The 20,171-nt window shown below is 69.0% G+C and carries 22 protein-coding genes; 10 read left to right on the top strand and 12 right to left on the bottom strand.

Features of this window, described 5'->3' with window-relative positions:
• The first annotated feature begins 126 nt into the window (after positions 1-126).
• From ABS73_RS02115 to recR, 4 genes are read left to right on the top strand one after another with little or no spacing between them, the layout of a single operon-like run.
• Complete coding sequence (locus ABS73_RS02115; RefSeq protein WP_277023410.1) at positions 127-684, top strand: HAD family hydrolase; 558 nt, start codon at positions 127-129, stop codon at positions 682-684.
• A gap of 55 nt (positions 685-739) precedes the next feature.
• Positions 740-2,539: a DNA polymerase III subunit gamma/tau gene (locus ABS73_RS02110; RefSeq protein WP_277023412.1), complete on the top strand. Its 1,800-nt coding sequence runs from the start codon at positions 740-742 to the stop codon at positions 2,537-2,539.
• 3 nt (positions 2,540-2,542) lie between these two features.
• On the top strand, positions 2,543-2,887 hold the full coding sequence (locus tag ABS73_RS02105; protein WP_136855647.1) for a YbaB/EbfC family nucleoid-associated protein: 345 nt from the start codon (positions 2,543-2,545) through the stop codon (positions 2,885-2,887).
• A 5-nt stretch (positions 2,888-2,892) separates the two neighbouring features.
• On the top strand, positions 2,893-3,492 hold the full coding sequence (recR, locus tag ABS73_RS02100) for a recombination mediator RecR (protein WP_277023413.1): 600 nt from the start codon (positions 2,893-2,895) through the stop codon (positions 3,490-3,492).
• A 96-nt stretch (positions 3,493-3,588) separates the two neighbouring features.
• Here recR and ABS73_RS02095 read toward each other — a convergent pair whose 3' ends face one another.
• The 4 genes from ABS73_RS02095 to ABS73_RS02080 form a co-directional block, all read right to left on the bottom strand.
• Positions 3,589-4,041 (bottom strand): Hsp20 family protein, encoded by a 453-nt coding sequence (locus ABS73_RS02095; protein WP_277023414.1) that lies wholly within the window; start codon positions 4,039-4,041, stop codon positions 3,589-3,591.
• A 113-nt stretch (positions 4,042-4,154) separates the two neighbouring features.
• A complete protein-coding gene (glcF, locus tag ABS73_RS02090) occupies positions 4,155-5,450 on the bottom strand; it encodes a glycolate oxidase subunit GlcF (RefSeq protein ID WP_277023415.1) in 1,296 nt (431 codons plus the stop codon).
• The gene (locus ABS73_RS02085; protein ID WP_277023416.1) at positions 5,450-6,487 is read right to left on the bottom strand and encodes an FAD-binding protein; all 1,038 of its coding nucleotides are present in this window, start codon (positions 6,485-6,487) and stop codon (positions 5,450-5,452) included. Before ABS73_RS02085 ends, glcF begins: the two co-directional genes overlap by 1 nt.
• On the bottom strand, positions 6,477-7,934 hold the full coding sequence (locus ABS73_RS02080; protein WP_277023447.1) for an FAD-linked oxidase C-terminal domain-containing protein: 1,458 nt from the start codon (positions 7,932-7,934) through the stop codon (positions 6,477-6,479). The genes ABS73_RS02085 and ABS73_RS02080 overlap by 11 nt, the downstream gene beginning before the upstream one ends.
• A 91-nt stretch (positions 7,935-8,025) precedes the next feature.
• On the opposite strand from ABS73_RS02080, the gene ABS73_RS02075 reads away from it, so the two are divergent.
• Complete coding sequence (locus tag ABS73_RS02075; RefSeq protein WP_136855652.1) at positions 8,026-8,802, top strand: DUF599 domain-containing protein; 777 nt, start codon at positions 8,026-8,028, stop codon at positions 8,800-8,802.
• On the opposite strand, the gene ABS73_RS02070 is transcribed toward ABS73_RS02075, so the two are convergent.
• Complete coding sequence (locus ABS73_RS02070; protein WP_136855653.1) at positions 8,705-9,907, bottom strand: MFS transporter; 1,203 nt, start codon at positions 9,905-9,907, stop codon at positions 8,705-8,707. The two genes, ABS73_RS02075 and ABS73_RS02070, sit on opposite strands and share 98 nt — an antisense overlap.
• A gap of 100 nt (positions 9,908-10,007) precedes the next feature.
• Entirely contained in the window at positions 10,008-10,367 is a 360-nt protein-coding gene (locus ABS73_RS02065) for a hypothetical protein (protein WP_246053471.1), read from the bottom strand.
• A gap of 93 nt (positions 10,368-10,460) precedes the next feature.
• Between ABS73_RS02065 and ABS73_RS02060 the strand changes: the two genes are divergently transcribed.
• On the top strand, positions 10,461-11,243 hold the full coding sequence (locus ABS73_RS02060; RefSeq protein ID WP_277023418.1) for an alpha/beta fold hydrolase: 783 nt from the start codon (positions 10,461-10,463) through the stop codon (positions 11,241-11,243).
• On the opposite strand, the gene ABS73_RS02055 is transcribed toward ABS73_RS02060, so the two are convergent.
• The 4 genes from ABS73_RS02055 to ABS73_RS02040 form a co-directional block, all read right to left on the bottom strand.
• Positions 11,240-11,554: a hypothetical protein gene (locus ABS73_RS02055; protein ID WP_286693383.1), complete on the bottom strand. Its 315-nt coding sequence runs from the start codon at positions 11,552-11,554 to the stop codon at positions 11,240-11,242. The two genes, ABS73_RS02060 and ABS73_RS02055, sit on opposite strands and share 4 nt — an antisense overlap.
• Positions 11,555-11,591: 37 nt before the next feature.
• On the bottom strand, positions 11,592-11,954 hold the full coding sequence (locus ABS73_RS02050; protein WP_277023420.1) for a cell division protein ZapA: 363 nt from the start codon (positions 11,952-11,954) through the stop codon (positions 11,592-11,594).
• Position 11,955: 1 nt separating this feature from the next.
• Complete coding sequence (locus ABS73_RS02045) at positions 11,956-12,417, bottom strand: hypothetical protein (RefSeq protein ID WP_277023421.1); 462 nt, start codon at positions 12,415-12,417, stop codon at positions 11,956-11,958.
• A 96-nt stretch (positions 12,418-12,513) separates the two neighbouring features.
• A complete protein-coding gene (locus ABS73_RS02040) occupies positions 12,514-14,274 on the bottom strand; it encodes a BCCT family transporter (protein WP_277023423.1) in 1,761 nt (586 codons plus the stop codon).
• A gap of 206 nt (positions 14,275-14,480) precedes the next feature.
• Here ABS73_RS02040 and hisB point away from each other — a divergent pair, with 206 nt between their 5' ends.
• The 3 genes from hisB to ade all read left to right on the top strand — a co-directional run bounded on the left by hisB (position 14,481) and on the right by ade (position 17,453).
• Positions 14,481-15,068 (top strand): imidazoleglycerol-phosphate dehydratase HisB, encoded by a 588-nt coding sequence (gene hisB, locus ABS73_RS02035; protein WP_277023424.1) that lies wholly within the window; start codon positions 14,481-14,483, stop codon positions 15,066-15,068.
• Complete coding sequence (gene hisH, locus ABS73_RS02030; protein WP_277023425.1) at positions 15,068-15,697, top strand: imidazole glycerol phosphate synthase subunit HisH; 630 nt, start codon at positions 15,068-15,070, stop codon at positions 15,695-15,697. The genes hisB and hisH overlap by 1 nt, the downstream gene beginning before the upstream one ends.
• A gap of 61 nt (positions 15,698-15,758) precedes the next feature.
• Positions 15,759-17,453 carry an adenine deaminase gene (gene ade / locus ABS73_RS02025; protein ID WP_277023427.1) on the top strand — a complete coding sequence of 565 codons (1,695 nt, stop codon included), beginning with the start codon at positions 15,759-15,761 and terminating at the stop codon, positions 17,451-17,453.
• A gap of 17 nt (positions 17,454-17,470) precedes the next feature.
• On the opposite strand, the gene ABS73_RS02020 is transcribed toward ade, so the two are convergent.
• Positions 17,471-18,058, bottom strand: coding sequence for a (d)CMP kinase (locus ABS73_RS02020; RefSeq protein ID WP_277023449.1), 588 nt, complete (start codon positions 18,056-18,058; stop codon positions 17,471-17,473).
• Positions 18,059-18,265: 207 nt separating this feature from the next.
• On the opposite strand from ABS73_RS02020, the gene ABS73_RS02015 reads away from it, so the two are divergent.
• Entirely contained in the window at positions 18,266-19,072 is an 807-nt protein-coding gene (locus tag ABS73_RS02015) for a helix-turn-helix transcriptional regulator (protein ID WP_136855663.1), read from the top strand.
• Positions 19,073-19,220: 148 nt separating this feature from the next.
• Here ABS73_RS02015 and tsf read toward each other — a convergent pair whose 3' ends face one another.
• On the bottom strand, positions 19,221-20,132 hold the full coding sequence (gene tsf, locus ABS73_RS02010) for a translation elongation factor Ts (RefSeq protein WP_277023428.1): 912 nt from the start codon (positions 20,130-20,132) through the stop codon (positions 19,221-19,223).
• Between the last annotated feature and the right edge of the window lie 39 nt (positions 20,133-20,171).

The raw sequence follows: 20,171 nt of genomic DNA, 5'->3' as shown, positions 1-20,171 counted from the left end.
CGTCTGACAGACCTGAAAGGACCGCCCATGACCCGCCGTTTCGATGCCGTGATCTTTGACCTGGATGGCACCCTGCTGGCCACCGAACAGATGACCATCTAAACCGGAGAGGCGGCGCTGGCCCGCATGGGACGCCCCGCGCCCGAGGGGCTGCTGGCCTCGCTGGTGGGCATCGACGAGCCGACCTCGCGCGGGATGCTGCGCGAACAGCTGGGCGCCGATTTCGACTTTGCCCATCTGGACCGCCTTTGGGCCGAGGCCCTGATCGAACGCCGCGACCGCGACGGCATCCCCCTGCGCCCCCATGTCGGCACGCTGCTGGACGCGCTGCGGGCCGCGGGGCTGCCCTTTGCCATAGCCACCTCCAGCACCGCCGATCAGGCGCGCGAGAAACTGGCCGCTGCCGGGCTGACCGACAGCTTTGACATCGTTGTGACCCGCAGCGACGTGCCCAGCCCCAAGCCCGCGCCCGACGTCTATCTGCTGGCGGCGGATCGTCTGGGGATCGACCCGGCCCGCTGCCTGGCCTTCGAGGACAGCGATGTGGGCGCGCTGGCCGCGCGGGCGGCCGGCATGACCGTGGTGCAGGTGCCCGACATGGTGCCGCTGTCGGGCGATTACGCCGACTATCTGGCGACCGACCTGATCGCGGGCGCGCGCGGCATCGGGCTGCTGGCCGCCTGATCCGGTTGTGGCCCCTGCGGCGCCCCGCTAAGGTGGCGCGACACCCGAGGGATCGATGACCGACACCAAGCCCGCCTACCAGGTTCTGGCCCGGAAATACCGGCCCGAGACGTTCGCCGACCTGGTCGGACAGGACGCGATGGTCCGCACGCTAAAGAACGCATTCGCCGCCGACCGCATCGCGCAGGCCTTCGTGATGACCGGCATTCGCGGCACCGGCAAGACGACGACCGCGCGCATCATCGCTAAGGGCATGAACTGCATCGGCCCCGACGGCCAAGGCGGCCCCACGACCGAACCCTGCGGCATCTGCGAGCATTGCGTGGCCATCGCCGAAGGCCGCCATGTCGACGTGATGGAGATGGACGCCGCATCGCGCACCGGCGTGGGCGACATCCGCGAGATCATCGAATCGGTGCATTACCGGGCGGCATCGGCGCGCTACAAGATCTACATCATCGACGAGGTCCACATGCTGTCCACCAGCGCGTTCAACGCGCTGCTGAAGACGCTGGAGGAGCCGCCCCCGCACGTGAAGTTCATCTTTGCGACGACAGAAATCCGCAAGGTTCCGGTCACCGTCCTGTCGCGCTGCCAGCGGTTCGACCTGCGCCGGATCGAGCCCGAGGTGATGATCGCGCTGCTGCAACGCATCGCCACCGCCGAGGGCGCGACCATCACCGAGGATGCGCTGGCGCTGATCACCCGCGCCGCCGAAGGGTCGGCCCGCGACGCGACCAGCCTGCTGGACCAGGCCATCAGCCACAGCGCGGGCAGCCAGGGCGCCGGGGAGACCACCGCCGATCAGGTGCGCGCCATGCTGGGCTTGGCCGATCGGGGCCGCGTGATCGACCTGTTCGAGATGGTGATGCGCGGCGATGCCGCATCGGCACTGACCGAGCTGCAGTCGCAATATGCCGATGGCGCCGATCCGGTCGCGGTGCTGCGCGACATGGCCGAGATCACGCATTGGATTTCGGTGGTCAAGATCACGCCGGGGGCGCTGGACGATCCGACCATCTCTCCGGACGAGCGGGCGCGGGGCAAGGATCTGGCCGACCGCCTGCCGATGCGGGTCATGTCGCGGATGTGGCAGCTGCTGCTGAAGGCCCTGGAGGAGGTGTCCGCCGCGCCCAACGCGATGATGGCCGCCGAGATGGCCGTGATCCGCCTGACCCATGTGGCCGACCTGCCCGACCCCGAGGCACTGATCCGCCGCGTCCAACAGGCGCAAACGGCGGGAGAGTTCGCACGCGGACCTTCGGTGGCGGGCGCGCCCGCGGCCCAAGCCCCGCAGGCGATGCGCCGCGCCCGCCCGGCACCGGCGGTCCAGGCGCACGGTGCCGCGGCCCATGTGCTGGCCGTGGCGCCCGAGCTGGTCGAAAGCTATCCCGACTTCGCCTCGGTCGTGGAGCTGATCACCCGAATGCGCGACATGACCCTGCTGGTGCTCGTGGAACGCCACGTGGCGCTGGTGCGCTACAGCCCCGGCCGCATCGAGTATCAGCCACGCAACAACCCGCCCACCGATCTGGCGCAACGGCTGGCCGAGCGCCTGCGCGGCTGGACCGCCGGGCAGCGGTGGGCAGTCACCATCACCAACGAGGACGGCGCCCCCACCATTGCGGAGACCCGCGACGCCGAGGCCCGTGCCGCCCGCGAACGCGCCCTGACCCTGCCCATCGTGCAGCAGGTCATGGCGGCGTTTCCGGGCGCCACGCTGACCCGCGTGACCCGCGCCGCACCTGAACCCGACACGGCCGACCTGGCCGACGGCGCGGCCAACCCCCATGACGGCAGCCAAGGCCCTGTGGCCGAGGTCGAGGAATGGGACCCCTTCGAAGATGAGGACTGAGCGATGATCAAGGGATTGGGCGGCTTTGGCGACATGGCCAAGATGATGAAGGCCGCCAAGGACATGCAGGACAAGATGGGCCAGATCCAGGAGGACATGGCCCGCATCACCGTGACCGGCCAGTCCGGCGCGGGCCTGGTCAAGGCGACCTGCACCGCCAAGGGCGAACTGACCGCGCTGGACATCGACCCGTCGATCTTCGTGCCGTCGGAAAAGGAGGTGGTCGAGGACCTGATCCTGGCCGCCATCAAGGACGCCCAACGCGCCGCCGAGGAAAAGATGCAATCCGAGATGGCCCGCCTGACCGAGGGCCTGGGCCTGCCCCCCGGCATGAAACTGCCCTTCTGATCGGCATGGACCAGGGCAGCGACGACATCCAGGCGCTGATCGCGCTGATGGCGCGGCTGCCGGGCCTGGGTCCACGATCGGCCCGCCGCATCGTGCTGCAGCTGGTGCGCAAGCGCAGCCAGCAGATGGTCCAGCTGTCGCATCTGCTGGACCGGGTGGCGCAGAATTCGCGCGAATGCGTGGTCTGCGGCAATATCACCGACCGCGACGAATGCGCGATCTGCACCGATCCGGCGCGCGCGACCGGAGAGATCTGCGTGGTCCAGGATGTCGCCGATCTGTGGGCGCTGGAACGGGGCCGGGCCTTCCGCGGCCGGTATCACGTGCTGGGCGGCACGCTGTCGGCGCTGGACGATGTGGGGCCCGACGATCTGGGCATCCCCACCCTTCTGTCACGCATCCACGATGAGACGATCACCGAGGTGATCCTGGCGCTGAACGCCACCGTCGACGGCCAGACCACCGCCCATTACATCGCCGATGCGCTGGAGGGGACGTCGGTCACCGTCACCGGGCTGGCCCAAGGCGTGCCCATCGGAGGAGAGCTGGACTACCTCGACGACGGCACCATCACCGCCGCCCTGCGCGCACGCCGCAGGCTCTAGGCGCAAAAGGCCGCGTCGGGTGACGCGGCCTTCCCATCGGAACGCGGGCGGACGGGGGGTCCGGGGGGCTGGCCCCCCGGCCGTCGCGGGACGCAATCAGGCGTCCAGTTTGCCAACCCGGGCCGGCGTCTTGGCGATCTCGATCCGGCGCGGCTTCAGCGCCTCGGGGATCTCGCGGACCAGGTCGATATGCAGCATCCCGTCGACATGGCTGGCGCCCTCGACGCGGACATGGTCGGCCAGCGTGAACTTGCGCTCGAACGCACGCGTCGCGATGCCGCGATGCAGGAAGGTCCGGCCTTCGTCCTCGTCGGCCTTGCGGGCCGAGACGATCACGGCGCCATCGCGCACCTCGACATTCAGGTCGTCGGCGGCAAAACCGGCCACGGCGATCGAGATGCGATAGGCATCCTCGCCGGTCTTCTCGATATTATAGGGGGGATAGGTGGTGCTGGCCACGTCGGCAGTCATGGCGCGGTCCATGACGTCGGCCAGACGGTCGAAGCCGACAGAGGCCCGGTACAGCGGGGTCAGATCGAAATTACGCATGTGTCACATCCTGTTCAAAGCGATGCAGAGATTGCCCCCCGAAACCGGGCGGGCAGGAAACCGACGCCATCATGGCCGCCGGTCCCCTGAATCTAGATCGCCCGAACCGCGTTTCAAGACCCCAGGGCTGCCGGTTTCGGCCCTCCCGTGGCCCAGTCCAGCAGCTCGACCGTATGCACCACCGGCACCTGCGTGCCGCCGCCGATCTGCATCATGCAGCCGATATTGCCCGCCGCGATGACCTGCGGCGACACGGCCTCCAGCGCCTCGACCTTGCGGGCCTTCAGTTCCGACGACAGCTCGGGTTGCAGCAGGTTGTAGGTGCCCGCCGATCCGCAGCACAGATGCGGGTTCGCCGGCTCCAGCACGGTGAAGCCCAGGCCCGACAGCAGATCCTTGGGCGCCGACTTGATCTGCTGTCCATGCTGCAGAGAGCAGGCCGAATGATAGGCGATGCGCATTCCGCGGCCCCCATCGCCCACGCGATCCGGCAGACCCAGCCCAATCAGAAACTCGGTCACGTCGCGGGCAAGACCCGCGACGCGGCGGGCCTCGGCCTCCATCGGGTCGCCCTTGAACAGATGCCCGTAATCCTTGATCGTCGTCCCGCAGCCCGAGGTGTTGATGATCACCGCGTCCAGCAGCCCGTCCCGCTCCGCGGCCAGCAGGCGGCGGATGCTGTCGCGGGCGCGGGCCTTGCCGTCGGCCTCCTGCCCCATATGCAGGGTCAGCGCACCACAACAACCAAAGTCCTGCGGAATGACCACCTCGACCCCGGCGCGCTGCAGCAGGCGGATGGTGGCGTCGTTGATGTCGGTGTTCAGCGTCCGCTGCGCACAGCCGATCATCAACGCGACCCGCGCCCGCCTCGTGCCTTGCGCCGGGAAGGTCTGGCCGTCATCGTTGCGGCTGACCGGGGGGATGGACTTCGGCGCCATGTCCAGCATCGCGCGCAGGCGCCGGTCGGGCATCAGCCCCTTGAAGGGCCGTGCGATCCGCGCGCCCATCAGCGCCAGCCGGAACCGCCCCGGATGCGGCAGCACGAACTTCAACACCCACCGCAGCGCGCGGTCCATGAAGGGGCGGCGATAAGTGTCCTCGATATGCTCGCGCGCATGTTCCAGCAGGTGTCCGTAATGAACACCCGACGGACAGGTCGTCATGCAGGACAGGCAGCCCAGGCAGCGGTCGATATGCTTGACGGTCTTTGCGTCCGCAGGGCGGCCGGATTCCAGCATCTCCTTGATCAGGTAGATGCGGCCGCGGGGGCTGTCCAGTTCGTCCCCCAGCACCTGATAGGTCGGGCAGGTCGCGGTGCAGAACCCGCAATGCACGCAGGTCCGCAGGATCTTGTTGGACCGCGCCGTCAGCGGGTCGGACAGCTGTTCGGGCGAGAAATGGGTCTGCATCAGGCGGGGCTTCCAAACAGGCCGCGCGGGTCAAAGCGCGCCCGCAGGTCACGCTCCAGCCGGGCGGTCAGGGCGTGGGGGGCGGGCAGGATCGCGGGTGTGCCGGAGATGCGACGGGCATGGCCCGAAAAGGTCGGCAGATCAGGCGTCTGCCCGCGCGTCAGGCGGACATGGATCAGCGCACCGCCCCAGTCCAGCGACTGCGGTTCGGGCAGATGGGCAAGCAAGGCGGGCGCCTCGCTTGGTCGGCAGGTGATGCGCCAGGTGTCGAGGTCGGGATCGTGGATATTTGAGTGAAGAAGAAGCCAGGTCTGCGAATCGCCGTCGCGCACCGTGCCGCAAGCCGACAGGCGCGCGGTCAGCGCGGCGGCGCGGGCCTTGACCGAGGCCGCCAGCCCCTCCAGCCGGATCAGCGCGCCGTGGCCGGGCAGCCAGGCCGCGCCAGAGACGTCGAAGGGCCCGCCAAGAGCGCTGGACAGCGCCGGGATGGCCGCCGCCGCATCCAGGTCCGGCAGGGCCAGCGTCGCGGTCACGGGCGGCAGGGGGGCGGTGCGAAAGCTGATCTCGGTCAGCGCGCCCAGGGTGCCGCGGCTGCCCGCCAGCAGCTTGACCAGGTCATAGCCGGTAACGTTCTTCATCACCCGCCCGCCATTGCGCACGACCTGCCCCTGCCCGTCCACGAATCGCACGCCCAGCATCGCGTCGCGCGCCGCCCCCGCCTGCACCCGGCGCGGGCCGCTGGCATTGGTCGCGGCCACGCCGCCGATGGTCGAGCCGGGCGCGCCGGTGGGTTCGAACCCCAGCATCTGGCCCTCGGCGGCGAGGGTCTGGCGGACCTCCTCCAGCGGGGTGCCTGCGCGGACGACCAGGGTCAGCGCCTCGGGTTCATAGAGGGTCACGCCGGTCAGGGCGGTCATGTCAATCCGCGCGCCCTGCCCCTCTGCGGGCCAGAGGCGGGTGGCGCCCCCGGTGACCGACAGTGGGCTGCGGGTGTCGCGGATGATCTGCGCCAGCTGCGCCTCGGTCTCAGGCCGCATCGGCGGGCCGGTTCAGGCGGCGGTCGCGGCGCGGCGCGCTGACATCCAGCGGGAACACCTTGGCCGCGTTCAGCAGCCAATGCGGATCAAACGCGTCCTTGACCAGCATCTGCGCCTCCAGATCGGCGGGGGCGAACTGTTCGCTCATCAGGTCGCGTTTCTCGATGCCGACGCCATGTTCGCCGGTCAGGCAGCCGCCGACCTTGACGCAAAGGCGCAGAATGTCGGCGCCAAGCGCCTCGGCCCGGTCCAGATCGCCCGGCGTGTTGGCGTCATAGATGATCAGCGGGTGCATGTTGCCGTCGCCCGCATGGAACACGTTCGACACGGCCAGCCCGTATTGCCGCGACAGATCGCCGATGCCCGCCAGCACCGTGGGCAGGGCCGTCACCGGGATCGTGCCGTCCAGGCAGATATAGTCGCCCATGCTGCCCATCGCGCCAAAGGCCGATTTCCGGCCCTTCCAGATGCGGGCGGATTCGTCGTCCGAGCGGCTTTCGCGGAACTCGACCGGGTCGAAGGTCATGGCGATGTCGCGGATCAGGGTCAGCTGTTCGTCGATCTCGGGGGGGGTGCCCTCGACCTCGACGATCAGCAGGGCCTCGCAATCGGGGTATCCGGCGCCGGAAAACGCCTCGGTCGCCTTGATGCAGGGGCTGTCCATGAACTCGATCGCGACGGGGATGATGCCCGCGCGGATGATGGCGGCCACGCAGGCGCCCGCAGTCTCGGCCGCGTCGAACCCGATCAGCGCGGGGCGTGCGCCCGCAGGTTTGGGCAGGATGCGCAGCGTCGCCTCGGTCACGATGCCCAGCTGCCCTTCGGAGCCGCAGATGACGCCCAAAAGGTCCAGGCCCGGCCCCTCGCCCATCGGGCCGCCCAGCTCGACGACCGATCCGTCCATCAGCACGACCGTCACGCCCAGCAGGTTGTTGGTGGTGACGCCGTATTTCAGGCAATGCGCGCCGCCCGAATTCATCGCGATGTTGCCGCCGATGGCGCAGGCCAGCTGGCTGGACGGGTCGGGCGCGTAAAAGAACCCCAGCCCGTCCACCGCGCCCGAGACCGACAGGTTCGTGCGCCCCGCCTGGACGCGGATCAGCCGGTCCCCGGGCGCGATCTCCAGCACGTCGGTCATGCGCGACAGGCCGATGACGACCGCATCCGCCGTGGGCATGGACCCGCCCGCAAGGCTGGTGCCTGCGCCGCGCGGCACGACCGGCACGCGCAGGTCGTGGCACAGGCGCAGCAGGCGCGACACCTCGTCGGTGGTGCGGGGCAGCACGACGGCCAGCGGTGCGCAGCGATAGGCCGACAGCGCATCGCATTCATAGGCCCGCGTCTCCGCCGGGTCGTCGATCACCGCGCCGGGCAGCGCCTGGCGCAGCGCGTCGGTGATGGCCTGCCTGCGCGACATCACGCCTGCATCTGGTGGGGGCATCTGCATCATGGCCGGTTCTCCTCCCTGCCTTGAGCGTCAACGATAGGCCGGGCGGCAGGGGCTTTCAAGCGCCGCAATCCGGGCCTAGTGTCGCGCCATGACCCTGCTGGAACAGATCGCCCTGAACCCGCCCGCCCTGCGCGACATGATCGCGGTGGGGTTCCTGTTCACGGCCTGGCTGGGCATCGGCTGGTTCACGGAGCGCCCGCCCGCGGGCAGGCCGTCGGTGTCGGTGCTGATGACACGCTATCGGCGCGAATGGATGCGCCATTTCGTCGACCGCGACCCGCGCATCTTCGACGGCAACATCCTGGCCAGCCTGCGCGAGGGCACGGCGTTCTTCGCCAGCGCCTGCATGATCGCCACGGGCGGCCTGCTGGCGCTGATCGGCAATGCCGAGCGCCTGCGCAACCTGACCAGCGGGCTGGAGCTGAGCCCCGCCGATACCGGGTGGGAGCTGCGCCTGCTGGTGCCGATGTTCTTTGTGGTGAACGCGTTCCTGAAATTCGTGTGGGCCCACCGGCTGTTCGGCTATTGCGCGGTGATGATGGCGGCCGTCCCCAACCGGGCCGACCACCCCGAGGCGATGAACCGCGCCATGCAGGCGGCGGATCTGAACATCACCGCCGCGCGCAGCTTCAACGCGGGGCTGCGCAGCGTCTATTTCGCGCTGGCGGCGCTGTGCTGGCTGACCGGCGCCTGGACGCTGATGGTCGGCACCGCAATCGTGCTATGGGTGACGTGGCGGCGGGAATTCGCCTCGACCTCGCGGCAGGTCATCCTGCGGTCGCTGCCGCCGCCCGTTCTGTCCGACGCCGTGCTTTCCGGTCCTGCCGGATCGCGATCGTCAGAACCACGGCCCCCGCAGCCGTAAGCGCGACGCCGACCAGCCCCGGCGCGCGCCAGCCCCAGCCCGCCGCCAGCGCCAGCCCGGCCAGGAACGGCCCCAGGGCATTGGCCGCGTTAAAGGCGGCATGGTTCATCGCCGCCGCCATGTTCTGCGCCGACCCCGCCACGTCCATCAGCCGCGTCTGCAGCGGAATGACCAGCCCCGCCCCCGCCGCGATCAGGAAGGACGACACCACCATCAGCGGCCAGCTGCCCACGACCAGCGCGGCAAAGCCCTGGGTCGCGGCCATCGCCGCCAGGCTGACATAGGCGGCGCGGTCGATGCCCAGGATCTCGGTCAGGCGGCCCGCGCCCCAGGTGCCCAGGGTGCCGCCCACGCCAAAGGCCGCCAGCGTCAGCGGAATGACGTATCCCGGTGCCTGGGTCGTGGCCAGGATCGCCGCCGTCAGAAAGGCATAGACCGCAAACAGCCCACCGAACCCGATGGCCCCCACGGCCAGCACCCACAGCACACGCGGATTGCGCAGGGCGGCCAGCTCGTCCCAGGGGCGGGCGTCGGGGTTGCCGCCCACGCGCGGCGCCACGCGCAGGATCAGCCAGGCCGAGACCAGCGCGATCACGCCCGGCAGGGCAAAGCCCCACCGCCAGCCGATCGCCTGCCCCATCCAGCCCGCCAGCGGCACGCCAAAGATATTGGCGACCGTCAGCCCCAGCAGCACCCGCGCCGCCCCCCGCGCGCGCTGCCCCACCGGCAGCGCGTCGGCGGCATACAGCATCGCGACCCCCAGGAACCCGCCATGCGGCAGGCCCGCCAGGAACCGCATGCCCGTCAGCGTGGCCAGCCCCGGCATGACTGCCGCCGCCAGGTTCACCACGCCATAGAACGCCATCAGCGCCGCCAGATAGCGCCGCCGCGGCAGCCGCGCGCCCAGCATGGCAGTGATCGGCGCGCCGACCACGACGCCTAGGGCATAGGCGCTGATGACATGACCCGCCTGCGGTTCGCTGAGCATCAGGTCGGCGGCGAAATAGGGCAGCAGCCCCATGGCCGCGAATTCGGAGGTGCCGATCGCAAAGGCACCAAGCGCCAGCGCCAGGATGGCGGCGCGATAGTCGGGGGAGGAGGTCATGAGGGCGTTCCTGGGCACGGGATGTTAGCCCTCACACCAGCTTGGGCGCCGATTGGCAAGCCCCGCGCGGACAGGTCAGCCTTGCATCACGTGCAAGGCGTCACAGCAGTCCGCGTTGCAGCGCGATCCAGACCGCCAGCGCGCCCACCACCATCAGCCCGAAGGCCACCGAGGCCGCGAAACTGACCGCCCGGCCCTGCCACCGCGTGATCTCGCCCAACGGGCGCAGATGGGCGGCCAGGGCGGCGTGATCGCGGGCCAGCGCCTCCACCGGCAGCTGTCGGGCAACCCGGGGCTGGGCCGCCATCTGGTCGGCGCGGGCCAGCCGCGCCGCCCGACGGCGCAGCCGGGGCGGCAGCGCGGCACCACGCCGGCGCAGCATCTGGTCCAGCGGCGGACGCTCTCCGCGCCGCGCCCCGCCAAAGCGCGAGGCGATCAGCACGGCGATCTCGTCGGCCATGACGGGAATGTCTTCGAAACTGTGGCCCCTGCGCTTCATCGCGGCAGGATAGACGGGATGGCAGCCGCGCGCCAGACGCCGTAAGCTGGGCGGATGAAGCTGAATCACACCGTCACGGGGCCGGATGGCGCCCTTCCGATCCTTCTGGTTCACGGCCTGTACGGCCAGGGCCGCAACCTGGGCGCGCAGGCCCGCAGGCTGGCGCAGACGCGCCGGGTGGTCACGGTCGATCTGCGCAATCACGGCGACAGCCCGCAGGATGACCGCGCCGACTATCCGGCGCTGGCCGATGATCTGGCGGACCTGATCGGCGATCTTGGCGGACGGGTCGATCTGGTGGGCCATTCGATGGGGGGCAAGGCCGCGATGGTCCTGGCGCTGACCCGGCCCGACCTAATGCGCCGCCTGGTCGTCATGGACATCGCGCCGCTGGCCTATGCGCATGACCAGACCCGCTATATCGACGCGATGGAGGCGCTGGACCTGTCCCTTGTCACGCGCCGCAGCCAGGCCGACGCGGCGCTGTCCGCGCAGGTGGGCGATGCGGGCATCCGCGCCTTTCTGCTGCAGAACCTGGACCTGAAGGCCAGCCCCCCGGCGTGGAAGCTGAACCTGACCGCCCTGCGGGCCGCCATGCCGCAGATCGTGGGCTGGCCCGACGACATGCCTGCGGGCCGGTTCGCGGGCAAGGTCATGGCCCTGCGCGGCGCCCGGTCCGATTACGTCGATGAGGCCGGAGAGGCGGCGCTGCGCGCGCATTTCCCGCAGGTCCGCATCGTGACGCTGAAGGATGCAGGCCACTGGCTGCATGCCGACGACCCCGAGGCCGTGGCCGAGACGCTGGCGGCCTTTCTGGGCGACGGTCAGGGCGACTAGGCTGGACAACGCAGCATCACCACCGCGACGGCCGAGCCCGCCCCGCCCAAGGGTCGCAGGCTGTTGGGAATGGGCACGCATCCCGACGCCTGCTGCGCCGCGCGCATCATGCGGTCGGCCACCGCCCCGTGACCTGCCCGCGTGACATAGTCCAGCCGGATCACCTGCGCGTCGGTGGCGCGGACATGCACGGCAAAGCGCATCCCATCGACCGCCACATCCTGGCGCGGCGTGCCCAGATAGCCGGGCGACGGCGTGGTGCACCCCGTCAGGGTCGCGATCAGGGCAAGCAGAATCAGGACGGGCCACATCATCCGGCCATCATGGCCGCGCCGAGTTAACGGCGGGTTAAGGCTGGAACTGCTCCTCCAGCCGGTCGGCCAGTGATTCGGCGCGGGCGGCCATCTCGGCCATCGCCTCGCGCAGATCGGCGGGGATGACGGGCACCTCGACGCGGGGCGGGTTCTGCTGCAGCCGCGCGACCTGGCGTTCGGCCTTTTCGGCGCGCTCCTCCAGCGTGGCAAAGCGGTCGGCCAGCATCAGCCCGGCCAGCAGCAGCAGGCGCGGCTCGGGGACGCGGCCGGCCTGCTCCAGGATCTGGCGGGCCTCGCCGTCCAGGATCTGGGCGGCGCGCTGCAGCAGGCGTTCCTCGCCATCGGCGGCGCCGACGCGGTATTCCTTGTGTCCGATGGTGAATTCGACCTCGGCCATGTCAGCGGTCCTCGTGATTGTCGGAGGCGTCCGGGCCGGGCAGCGGCTGGTCGATGGCCGCAGGCTCCTCGGCCAGAAGACGCTCCAGTTCGGTCATGATCTCGCTCATCTGCGCCATCTCGGCGGCGCGGGCGGCGCGCAGGGCAGACAGCTCGGCCTCCAGCGCGGCGCGGGACTCGTCCGGGCCGATGCCGCCCGTGGCCTGCGCATCCAGCAGATCGCGATTGGCGGCGATAAGCGCCTCGTTGGCCTCGGCCAGGCGGGCCGAATGCTCGGCCGCGGCGTCCAGGCGGGCCTGCAGGTCGGCCAGCGCGCTGGCGTCCGGGGCCGTGTCGTCATGCGGGACCGGGGGTTCGGTTGCGGCCTCTGCCGGGGCGGCGGGACGCACGCCCAGATCCAGCAGCTGGTCCATGCGGTCAAGCGCGGCGCTGAGGCGGCGTTCGCTGGCGGTGATGTCACTCATCGGCGCGGTCCTTTGATGGCCTGTCACGGCGTTTTCGCATTGCAGGACCGGCAAGGCAAGAACGGGCGGGAAAACCCGCCCGTTCACATGCAAGGGTCAGCGCAGTTCGCGCCGTTCGGCCATCAGGCCGACGACCAGCGCATAGCACGCCCCCAGCAGCACGATGGCAAAGGGCAGGCCCGTCGACACCGCCATCGCCTGCAGCGCGACCAGACCGCCGCCCAGCAGCAGCGCGATCGCGACCGCCCCCTCGCTGGCAACCCAGAAGATGCGCTGCGGCACGGGGGCGTTGATCTTGCCGCCCGCGGCAATTGTGTCGATCACCAGCGATCCCGAATCCGAGGAGGTGATGAAGAACACGATGACCAGCACGATCCCCACGAAAGAGGTGATCTGCGACAGCGGCAGCTGGGCCAGCATCTCGAACAGCTCCAGCTCCAGCGGCGCGTCCAGGATACCCGAGAAGCCCGCCACCGTCATGTCGATCGCCGTGCCGCCCAGTGCGGTCATCCACAGGATCGAGATCAGCGACGGCACGATCAGCACCGCGATCAGGAACTGGCGCACGGTCCGGCCACGCGACACGCGGGCGATGAACATGCCCACGAAGGGCGACCAGCTGATCCACCAGGCCCAATAGAACGCCGTCCAGCCCTGGCGGAAGTTGTCGTCATCGCGCCCGAACGGGTTCGACAGCGGCACGACCTCGGTGACATAGGCACCCAGATTACCAAAGAATCCGGTCAGGATGACCACCGTCGGGCCGACCAGGATCACGAAGACCAAAAGCAGGATGGCCAGGATCATGTTCAGCTCGGACAGGCGCTTGACGCCCTTTTCGACACCCAGCACGACCGAACAGCCCGCCACCAGCGTGATCAGCACGATCAGGATGACCTTGGTCATGTCGGTATTGGCAAAGCCGAACAGATGCGACAGGCCCGCCGTCGCCTGTTCGGCGCCAAGGCCCAGAGAGGTCGCCAGGCCGAAGATGGTCGCCAGCACCGCCAGGATGTCGATGACATGGCCCGGCCAGCCCCAGATGCGTTCCCCAAAGATCGGATAGAACACCGAGCGCAGCGTCAGCGGCAGCCCCTTGTTATAGGCGAACAGGCCCAGGGCCAGCGCCACGACCGCATAGATCGCCCAAGGGTGCAGGCCCCAGTGGAAGATGGTCGCGGCCATCCCCAGACGGCGCGCGGCCTCGGGGTCGTCCAGCGCGCCGCCCAGGGGCGCCCAATCGGTGCGGATGCCGCCTTCGGTGACGGTCCCGGCCAGCGCGGCCTCGAAATGGCCCAGGGGTTCGCTGACGCCATAGAACATCAGCCCGATCCCCATGCCCGCCGCAAACAGCATCGCGAACCAGCCGGTCAGGCTGAAATCGGGCGTGGCATCGGGACCGCCAAGACGGACCCGGCCAAGCGGCGACACGATCAGCGCCAGGCACAGCAGCACAAAGACATTGCCGGCCAGCATGAAGAACCAATCCAGATTGCCCGTCAGCGTGTCGCGCACGCCGCCGAAGAACGGCTCCAGCTGGCTGGGAAACAGCAGCGTGACGACGGTAAAGATCACCACCGCAGCCGCCGAGATGCCAAAGACCGGGTTGTGCACGTCAAAGGCAAAGGGCGCGCGCCCCTCGATATTGTCCTGACCGATCGAATAATCGGTCTCGATGATCTCGGTCAGGCCTTCGGGTTCGGGCAGCGGCTCGACCCCGGGTTCCGGCGTGGGCGCGGGGGGCGGGGCCTTGGGCTTGAGCGGCGGATAGCGGCCGGTCAGCGCGTCGCGTTCGCGCGTGCGGTCGCGGTTTGGGGGGGTGCCCGGCGTGCCGGGGCCTTTCGGTGGCTGTGACATCTGTCCCTTTCAGATTGCGTCTCGATCGGGTGGCAGGTCCTGGGACCCTTGGCGGAGATCCGCCGCGGAAGGCAGCGTCTTCTCACATTCCGGTGAGAAAGGCCACCGGGGGCCGATTTGTTCCCCCTGATCGGCGCATCGGCAGGGACCATCTTGGCGGACCGGTCGCGCGCGCCTATAAGGCCGCCTGACAGGAAGGACACCCCATGCGCCAGGCGACCATCACCCGCAAGACTTCGGAAACCAGCATCGAGGTCACGCTGAACCTCGACGGCACCGGCGTCTATGACAACCGGACCGGCGTGGGCTTCTTCGATCACATGCTGGACCAGCTGTCGCGGCATTCGCTGATCGACATGACCATCCGCGCGGATGGCGACCTGCATATCGACGACCACCACACGGTCGAGGACACGGGCATCGCCATCGGCCAGGCCCTGGTCGCGGCCCTGGGCGACAAGAAGGGCATCCGCCGTTACGGCAGCTTTCTGCTGGCGATGGACGACACGCAGGTCCGCTGCGCGCTGGATCTGTCGGCGCGGCCCTATCTGGTGTGGAATGTCGATTTCCCGTCGGAAAAGATCGGCACCTTCGACACCGAACTGGTGCGCGAATTCTTTCAGGCCCTGTCGACGCATGGTGGCATCACCCTGCATGTGGACCGCATCCACGGGCTGAACAGCCACCACATCGCCGAGGCCGCGTTCAAATCCGTGGCCCGCGCGCTGCGCGAGGCGGTCGAGCCCGACCCGCGCATGGCGGGCGTCCTGCCCTCGACCAAGGGGGCGCTGTGATGCGGGTCGCGCTGGTCGATTACGACAGCGGCAACCTGCATTCGGCGGAAAAGGCGTTCCAGCTGATGGGCCGCGATGCGGGCGCCGAGGTGCTCGTGACCGCCGACCCCGAGGTCGCCGCCCGCGCCGACCGCATCGTGCTGCCCGGCGACGGGGCGTTCCCGGCCTGCCGCACCGCCTTGGGCGAGGTGGACGGCATGGCCGAGGCCATCCAGCAGGCCGTCCTGACCCGCGGCGTGCCCTTCATGGGCATCTGCGTCGGCATGCAGATGCTGGCCACCACCGGACACGAATACCGTCAGACCCCCGGTCTGGACTGGATCGGCGGAGAGATCCGCGCCATCGCCGCGCCCGGTCTCAAGGTGCCGCATATGGGCTGGAACGACCTGGTCATCGATCACCCTCACCCGGTGCTGGAGGGAATCACCACCGGCGATCACGCCTATTTCGTGCACAGCTGGCAGTTCCAGGTGACCGACCCCGCGCATCTGCTGGCGCATGTCGATTACGGCGGCCCGGTGACGGCGGTGGTCGGTCGCGACAACATCATCGGCACCCAGTTCCACCCCGAGAAATCGCAAGGCGTCGGCCTGCGCCTGATCGCGAACTTCCTGCGCTGGAACCCCTGAGCCGCCTCTGGATTTCCCGCCGCCTTTGGGGTTTGGTGCCGCCAAGCAACAGGAGACGCCGATGGATGATCTGGAACGCCGCATCGCCGTGGCCCGCGGGGACGAGCCCGCCGACATCGTCCTGCGCGGCGGCCGGGTGTTCGACCTGATCACGGGCACGATGATGGCGGGCGACGTGGCCATCTGCGGCGACCGGATCGCGGGCATCGGCGATTATGACGGTATCCGCATGATGGACGTCAGTGGGCTGGTTCTGGTGCCGGGCTTCATCGACACGCATCTGCATGTCGAAAGCAGCCTGGTCACGCCGCATGAATTCGACCGCTGCGTGACGCCGCGCGGCGTCACCACCGCCATCTGCGACCCCCACGAGATCGCCAATGTCATCGGCCTGGACGGCATCCGCTGGTTTCAGCAGGCCTCGGAACAGCTGCTGATGGACCTGCGGGTCCAGCTGTCCTCCTGCGTGCCGTCGACCGAGATGGAGACATCGGGCGCGCGGATCGAGGCGGGCGATCTGGCGCAGGTCAAGGGCCACCCCTCGGCCATCGGGCTGGCCGAGTTCATGAACTATCCCGGCATCATCCACCGCGATCCGGGCGCCATGGCCAAGCTGCGCCTGTTCGCGGGCGGCCATGTCGACGGGCATTGCCCGCAGCTGTCGGGCCTGGACCTGAACGCCTACATCGCCGCTGGCATCCGCACCGAGCACGAGGCGACCACAGCGGACGAGGCGCTGGAAAAGCTGCGCAAGGGCATGCGCGTGCTGATCCGCGAGGGGTCCGTCAGCAAGGATCTGGACGCCCTGCAACCGATCCTGACCGAGGCCACCAGCCCCTATCTGTGCCTGTGCACCGACGACCGAAACCCGCTGGATATCGCGGAACACGGGCATCTGGACTATATGATCCGCCGCCTGATCGCGCTTGGCACCGCGCCGCTGGCGGCCTATCGCGCCGCCTCGCTGTCGGCGGCCGAGGCGTTCGGCCTGAAGGATCGCGGGCTGATCGCGCCGGGCCTGCGCGCCGATATCGTGGCGATCGACAGCCTGGAGGGCTGCCATGCGCAGCTGGTTCTGGCCGGGGGCCGGGTGGTGGATGATGCGGCCTTTGAGGCACGCGGGGCCGTCGCCCCGGTGGCGCGCGCCTCGGTCAAGGCGCCCCGGGTCGCCGCGCAGGATTTCCGCTGCACCGGCAACCGGACCCAGACCCCGGTGATCGGCATTCTGGAAGGCAAGATCATCACCGAACACCTGACCGTCGACATCGCCCCGCAGGATGGCGACAAGCGCCCCGACCCGGCCCGAGACCTGACCCGCATCGCGGTGATCGAGCGTCACGGCAAGAACGGCAACATCGCCACGGGGTTCGTGCGGGGCTTCGGGCTGGCGCGGGGGGCCATCGCCTCGACCGTGTGCCACGACCATCACAATATCGCGGTCGTGGGGGTCGATTACGACGACATGGCCCTCGCCGCCAACCGCCTGACCCAGATCGAGGGCGGATTCGTGGTGACGCTGGACGGCCTGGTCCTGGCCGAACTGCCCCTGCCCGTCGCGGGCCTGATGAGCCTGGACCCCTTCGAGGCGGTGCGCGACCGGCTGATCGCGTTGCGAGAGGCCGCCCGCACCCTGGGCACCACGCTGGAGGAGCCGTTCCTGCAGCTGGCGTTTCTGGCCCTGCCGGTCATTCCGGCACTGAAAATCACCGATCGCGGCATGGTCGACGTCACCGCCTTCGAGATCATCGCCCCCTGAGATCAGGCCCCACGACCTCAGGCGCCGCGCACCCGTTCGACATGGGCGATGGCGGCGGCCACGGCGGCTTCGATGCTCAGCGCGCTGGTGTCCAGCACCACGGCGTCGTCGGCGGGGCGCAGCGGGGCCGCGGCGCGCTGGCTGTCGCGCAGGTCGCGTTCGCGCAGCTGGGCCAGCATCTCGTCGGGATCGGCGCCCAGTTCGGCGGCGCGTCGGGCGGCGCGGACCGCGTCCGAGGCCACGACATACAGCTTGACCGGCGCGTCGGGGCAGATGACCGTGCCGATATCGCGCCCGTCAAGAACGGCGCCCGGTTCCTGTGCGGCAAAATGACGCTGGAACGCAACCAGCGCTTCGCGAACCTCGGGGATGGCCGCGATGCGGCTGGCGGCTTGGCCCGCCTCGGCGCTGCGCAAGCCCTCGCGGGTCAGGTCGGCGGCGGTCAGCGCGCGCGCCGCGGCCACGGCGTCGCCGCCCTTGGCACCCGTCGCGCGATACAACAGGCCCGTATCCAGGTGGTGAAAACCGAACCGATCCGCCAGGGCACGGGCAATCGTGCCCTTTCCTGAGGCGGCAGGTCCGTCGATGGCGATGATGAAGGGCATGGCGGGGGCGACTTTGGGCAAGGGCGGTTCGTGCCCTGTTTCGCATGGGCCGGCCCCAAAGGTCCAGCGCCCCCGCCCATCCGCGGCACCCAAGGGCGGACCTCATGCCGCGCCCGGACGTTAGGACTGTTCCAGTTTCCCCCTTGGCAAAGACCGCGGGGCACCATCCTATGCATCTTTATGCAATGATTTGAGTTCGTGATATAAATGTTGCCAGGTTTCATCGAACGTCTGCTGGACGCCAGAACCATCCCCGATATCGGCGCCGTCTTTCACCAGGCGATGGCGCATCTGGGATTCGAACATGCGCTCTATGCGGGACGTTTCATGCTCAGCGTGCCGCGATCGGTGATGCAGGAAAATCCGGTCGTGCTCAGCAATCTGCCGCCGCGGCTGATCGAACACGCGCAGCAGTTGCGCGACCTGCATCGCGACCCGTGGATCGAATGGGTGCTGAACAATGATGGCGACATCGCCGCGCGCGACCTGCTGGCCCGTGGCGTCCATTCGCCGTCGCTGGCGCTGGCAGCGGATCACGGCGTGGGCGCGGTCCAGATCGTCAGCCTGCGCGACAAGGTCCTGAACGGGGTGGGCGCGGTGCTGGCGGTCCCCTTTCAGGGCGCAGGCGATCACCACCTGCGAGAGCGGTGGGCCCTGGCGGGGCGCGATGTGCGGGTCCTGTCCTGGGTCATGCACATGCGCATCGCCACCATGCACCGCCACCCGGCCAAGGCGACCCTGACGCCCCGCCAGCGCGAGGTTCTGGGATGGCGGTCGTCGGGCAAGACCGTAGCCGAGACCGCGATGATCCTGGGCATCACCCCCGCCACCGTGGAAAAGCACATGCGCCTGGCCCGCGAGGCCCTGGGCGTGGACACGACCCCCCAAGCCGTGCTCAAGGCCCATGTCACGCATCAGCTGTTCGGCCCCGTCACCGGCGCGACCCTGCCACGGGGCGAGGATGGCGAAGGTAAGGGTTTCCACCGTTTCGCCGCACTGAAAAACCGCATCTGATCGCGCTGTTCCGTGAGTGGTGACACGACAGTGTCAGGAACAGGCGGCGCGCGGTCGGGTTGCCTTGGCTGCGCGCTGCCACCAAAGGCCACGAAACGCAAGATGCCGGCCCAGGGGCCGGCATCCGTTTCAGTCAGCAGTCAGGGGATCAGGCGCCGCTGAGGGTCTTGGCGACCTCGGCTGCGAAATCCTCTTCCTTCTTCTCGATGCCTTCGCCGACCATCACGCGGGCATAGCCGGTGATCTCGACGCCGGCTTCCTTGGCGGCCTGCTCGACCGTCAGGTCGGGGTTCATCACGAAGGCCTGGCCCAGCAGGGTGTTCTCAGCCACGAACTTCTTCATCCGGCCCGGGATGATGTTGTTCTGGATGACGGCCTCGGGCTTCGGCTTGGCCGACGAGGCGTTCTCTTCCAGCGCCTTGGCGGTCTGCACCTGCAGCTCGCGCTCCAGCGCGGCCTGGTCCATGGTGGCCTCGGACAGGGACACGGGGTTGGTGGCCGCGATGTGCATCGCGAACTGCTTGCCCACGGTCTGCGCCTTGTCGGCCGGACCCGACAGCGCGACCAGCACGCCGATCTTGCCCAGGCCGTCGGCGGCGGCGTTGTGCACGTAGGACACGACGGTCTCGCCTTCCAGGACCTGCACGCGGCGCAGGGTCAGGTTCTCGCCGATGCGGGCGATGGCGCCGGTCACGACGTCGCCCACGGGCTTGCCGCCCAGATCGGCCGCCTTGAGCGCCTCGATGTCTCTTGCGCCGTTCAGCGCAACGCCGGTGATGTCACGGACCAGCTGCTGGAAATCGGCGTTCTTGGCGACGAAATCGGTTTCCGAGTTGATCTCCACGGCGACGCCGCGGCCACCCGAAACCTGCACGCCCACCAGACCTTCGGCGGCGACACGGTCGGCCTTCTTGGCGGCTTTGGCCAGGCCCTTGGTGCGCAGCCAGTCGATGGCGGCTTCCATGTTGCCGTCGTTTTCGGTCAGGGCCTTCTTGGCGTCCATCATGCCTGCGCCGGTGGTCTCGCGCAGTTCCTTCACCATCGCTGCGGTGATTGCCATATCCGTCTCCTATCTGTTGAACGCGTCAGGCGGGGCATA

The organism is Paracoccus sp. SCN 68-21 (genome assembly GCF_001724535.1).
GTDB lineage: Bacteria > Pseudomonadota > Alphaproteobacteria > Rhodobacterales > Rhodobacteraceae > Paracoccus > Paracoccus hibiscisoli.
This window is presented reverse-complemented; position numbering and strand designations above follow the sequence as displayed.

Coding starts and splice junctions, on each gene's coding strand:
- ABS73_RS02070 (WP_136855653.1), bottom strand. CDS start 9,907: ATGACCTCCTCCCCCGACTATCGCGCCGCCATCCTGGCGCTGGCGCTT.
- ABS73_RS02065 (WP_246053471.1), bottom strand. CDS start 10,367: ATGGCCGACGAGATCGCCGTGCTGATCGCCTCGCGCTTTGGCGGGGCG.
- ABS73_RS02105 (WP_136855647.1), top strand. CDS start 2,543: ATGATCAAGGGATTGGGCGGCTTTGGCGACATGGCCAAGATGATGAAG.
- glcF (WP_277023415.1), bottom strand. CDS start 5,450: ATGCAGACCCATTTCTCGCCCGAACAGCTGTCCGACCCGCTGACGGCG.
- ABS73_RS02015 (WP_136855663.1), top strand. CDS start 18,266: ATGTTGCCAGGTTTCATCGAACGTCTGCTGGACGCCAGAACCATCCCC.
- hisB (WP_277023424.1), top strand. CDS start 14,481: ATGCGCCAGGCGACCATCACCCGCAAGACTTCGGAAACCAGCATCGAG.
- ABS73_RS02050 (WP_277023420.1), bottom strand. CDS start 11,954: ATGGCCGAGGTCGAATTCACCATCGGACACAAGGAATACCGCGTCGGC.
- ABS73_RS02110 (WP_277023412.1), top strand. CDS start 740: ATGACCGACACCAAGCCCGCCTACCAGGTTCTGGCCCGGAAATACCGG.
- ABS73_RS02020 (WP_277023449.1), bottom strand. CDS start 18,058: ATGCCCTTCATCATCGCCATCGACGGACCTGCCGCCTCAGGAAAGGGC.
- ABS73_RS02045 (WP_277023421.1), bottom strand. CDS start 12,417: ATGAGTGACATCACCGCCAGCGAACGCCGCCTCAGCGCCGCGCTTGAC.
- ABS73_RS02115 (WP_277023410.1), top strand. CDS start 127: ATGGGACGCCCCGCGCCCGAGGGGCTGCTGGCCTCGCTGGTGGGCATC.
- tsf (WP_277023428.1), bottom strand. CDS start 20,132: ATGGCAATCACCGCAGCGATGGTGAAGGAACTGCGCGAGACCACCGGC.
- ABS73_RS02080 (WP_277023447.1), bottom strand. CDS start 7,934: ATGCAGATGCCCCCACCAGATGCAGGCGTGATGTCGCGCAGGCAGGCC.
- ABS73_RS02095 (WP_277023414.1), bottom strand. CDS start 4,041: ATGCGTAATTTCGATCTGACCCCGCTGTACCGGGCCTCTGTCGGCTTC.
- ABS73_RS02060 (WP_277023418.1), top strand. CDS start 10,461: ATGAAGCTGAATCACACCGTCACGGGGCCGGATGGCGCCCTTCCGATC.
- ABS73_RS02075 (WP_136855652.1), top strand. CDS start 8,026: ATGACCCTGCTGGAACAGATCGCCCTGAACCCGCCCGCCCTGCGCGAC.
- hisH (WP_277023425.1), top strand. CDS start 15,068: ATGCGGGTCGCGCTGGTCGATTACGACAGCGGCAACCTGCATTCGGCG.
- ABS73_RS02085 (WP_277023416.1), bottom strand. CDS start 6,487: ATGCGGCCTGAGACCGAGGCGCAGCTGGCGCAGATCATCCGCGACACC.
- ade (WP_277023427.1), top strand. CDS start 15,759: ATGGATGATCTGGAACGCCGCATCGCCGTGGCCCGCGGGGACGAGCCC.
- ABS73_RS02055 (WP_286693383.1), bottom strand. CDS start 11,554: ATGTGGCCCGTCCTGATTCTGCTTGCCCTGATCGCGACCCTGACGGGG.
- ABS73_RS02040 (WP_277023423.1), bottom strand. CDS start 14,274: ATGTCACAGCCACCGAAAGGCCCCGGCACGCCGGGCACCCCCCCAAAC.
- recR (WP_277023413.1), top strand. CDS start 2,893: ATGGACCAGGGCAGCGACGACATCCAGGCGCTGATCGCGCTGATGGCG.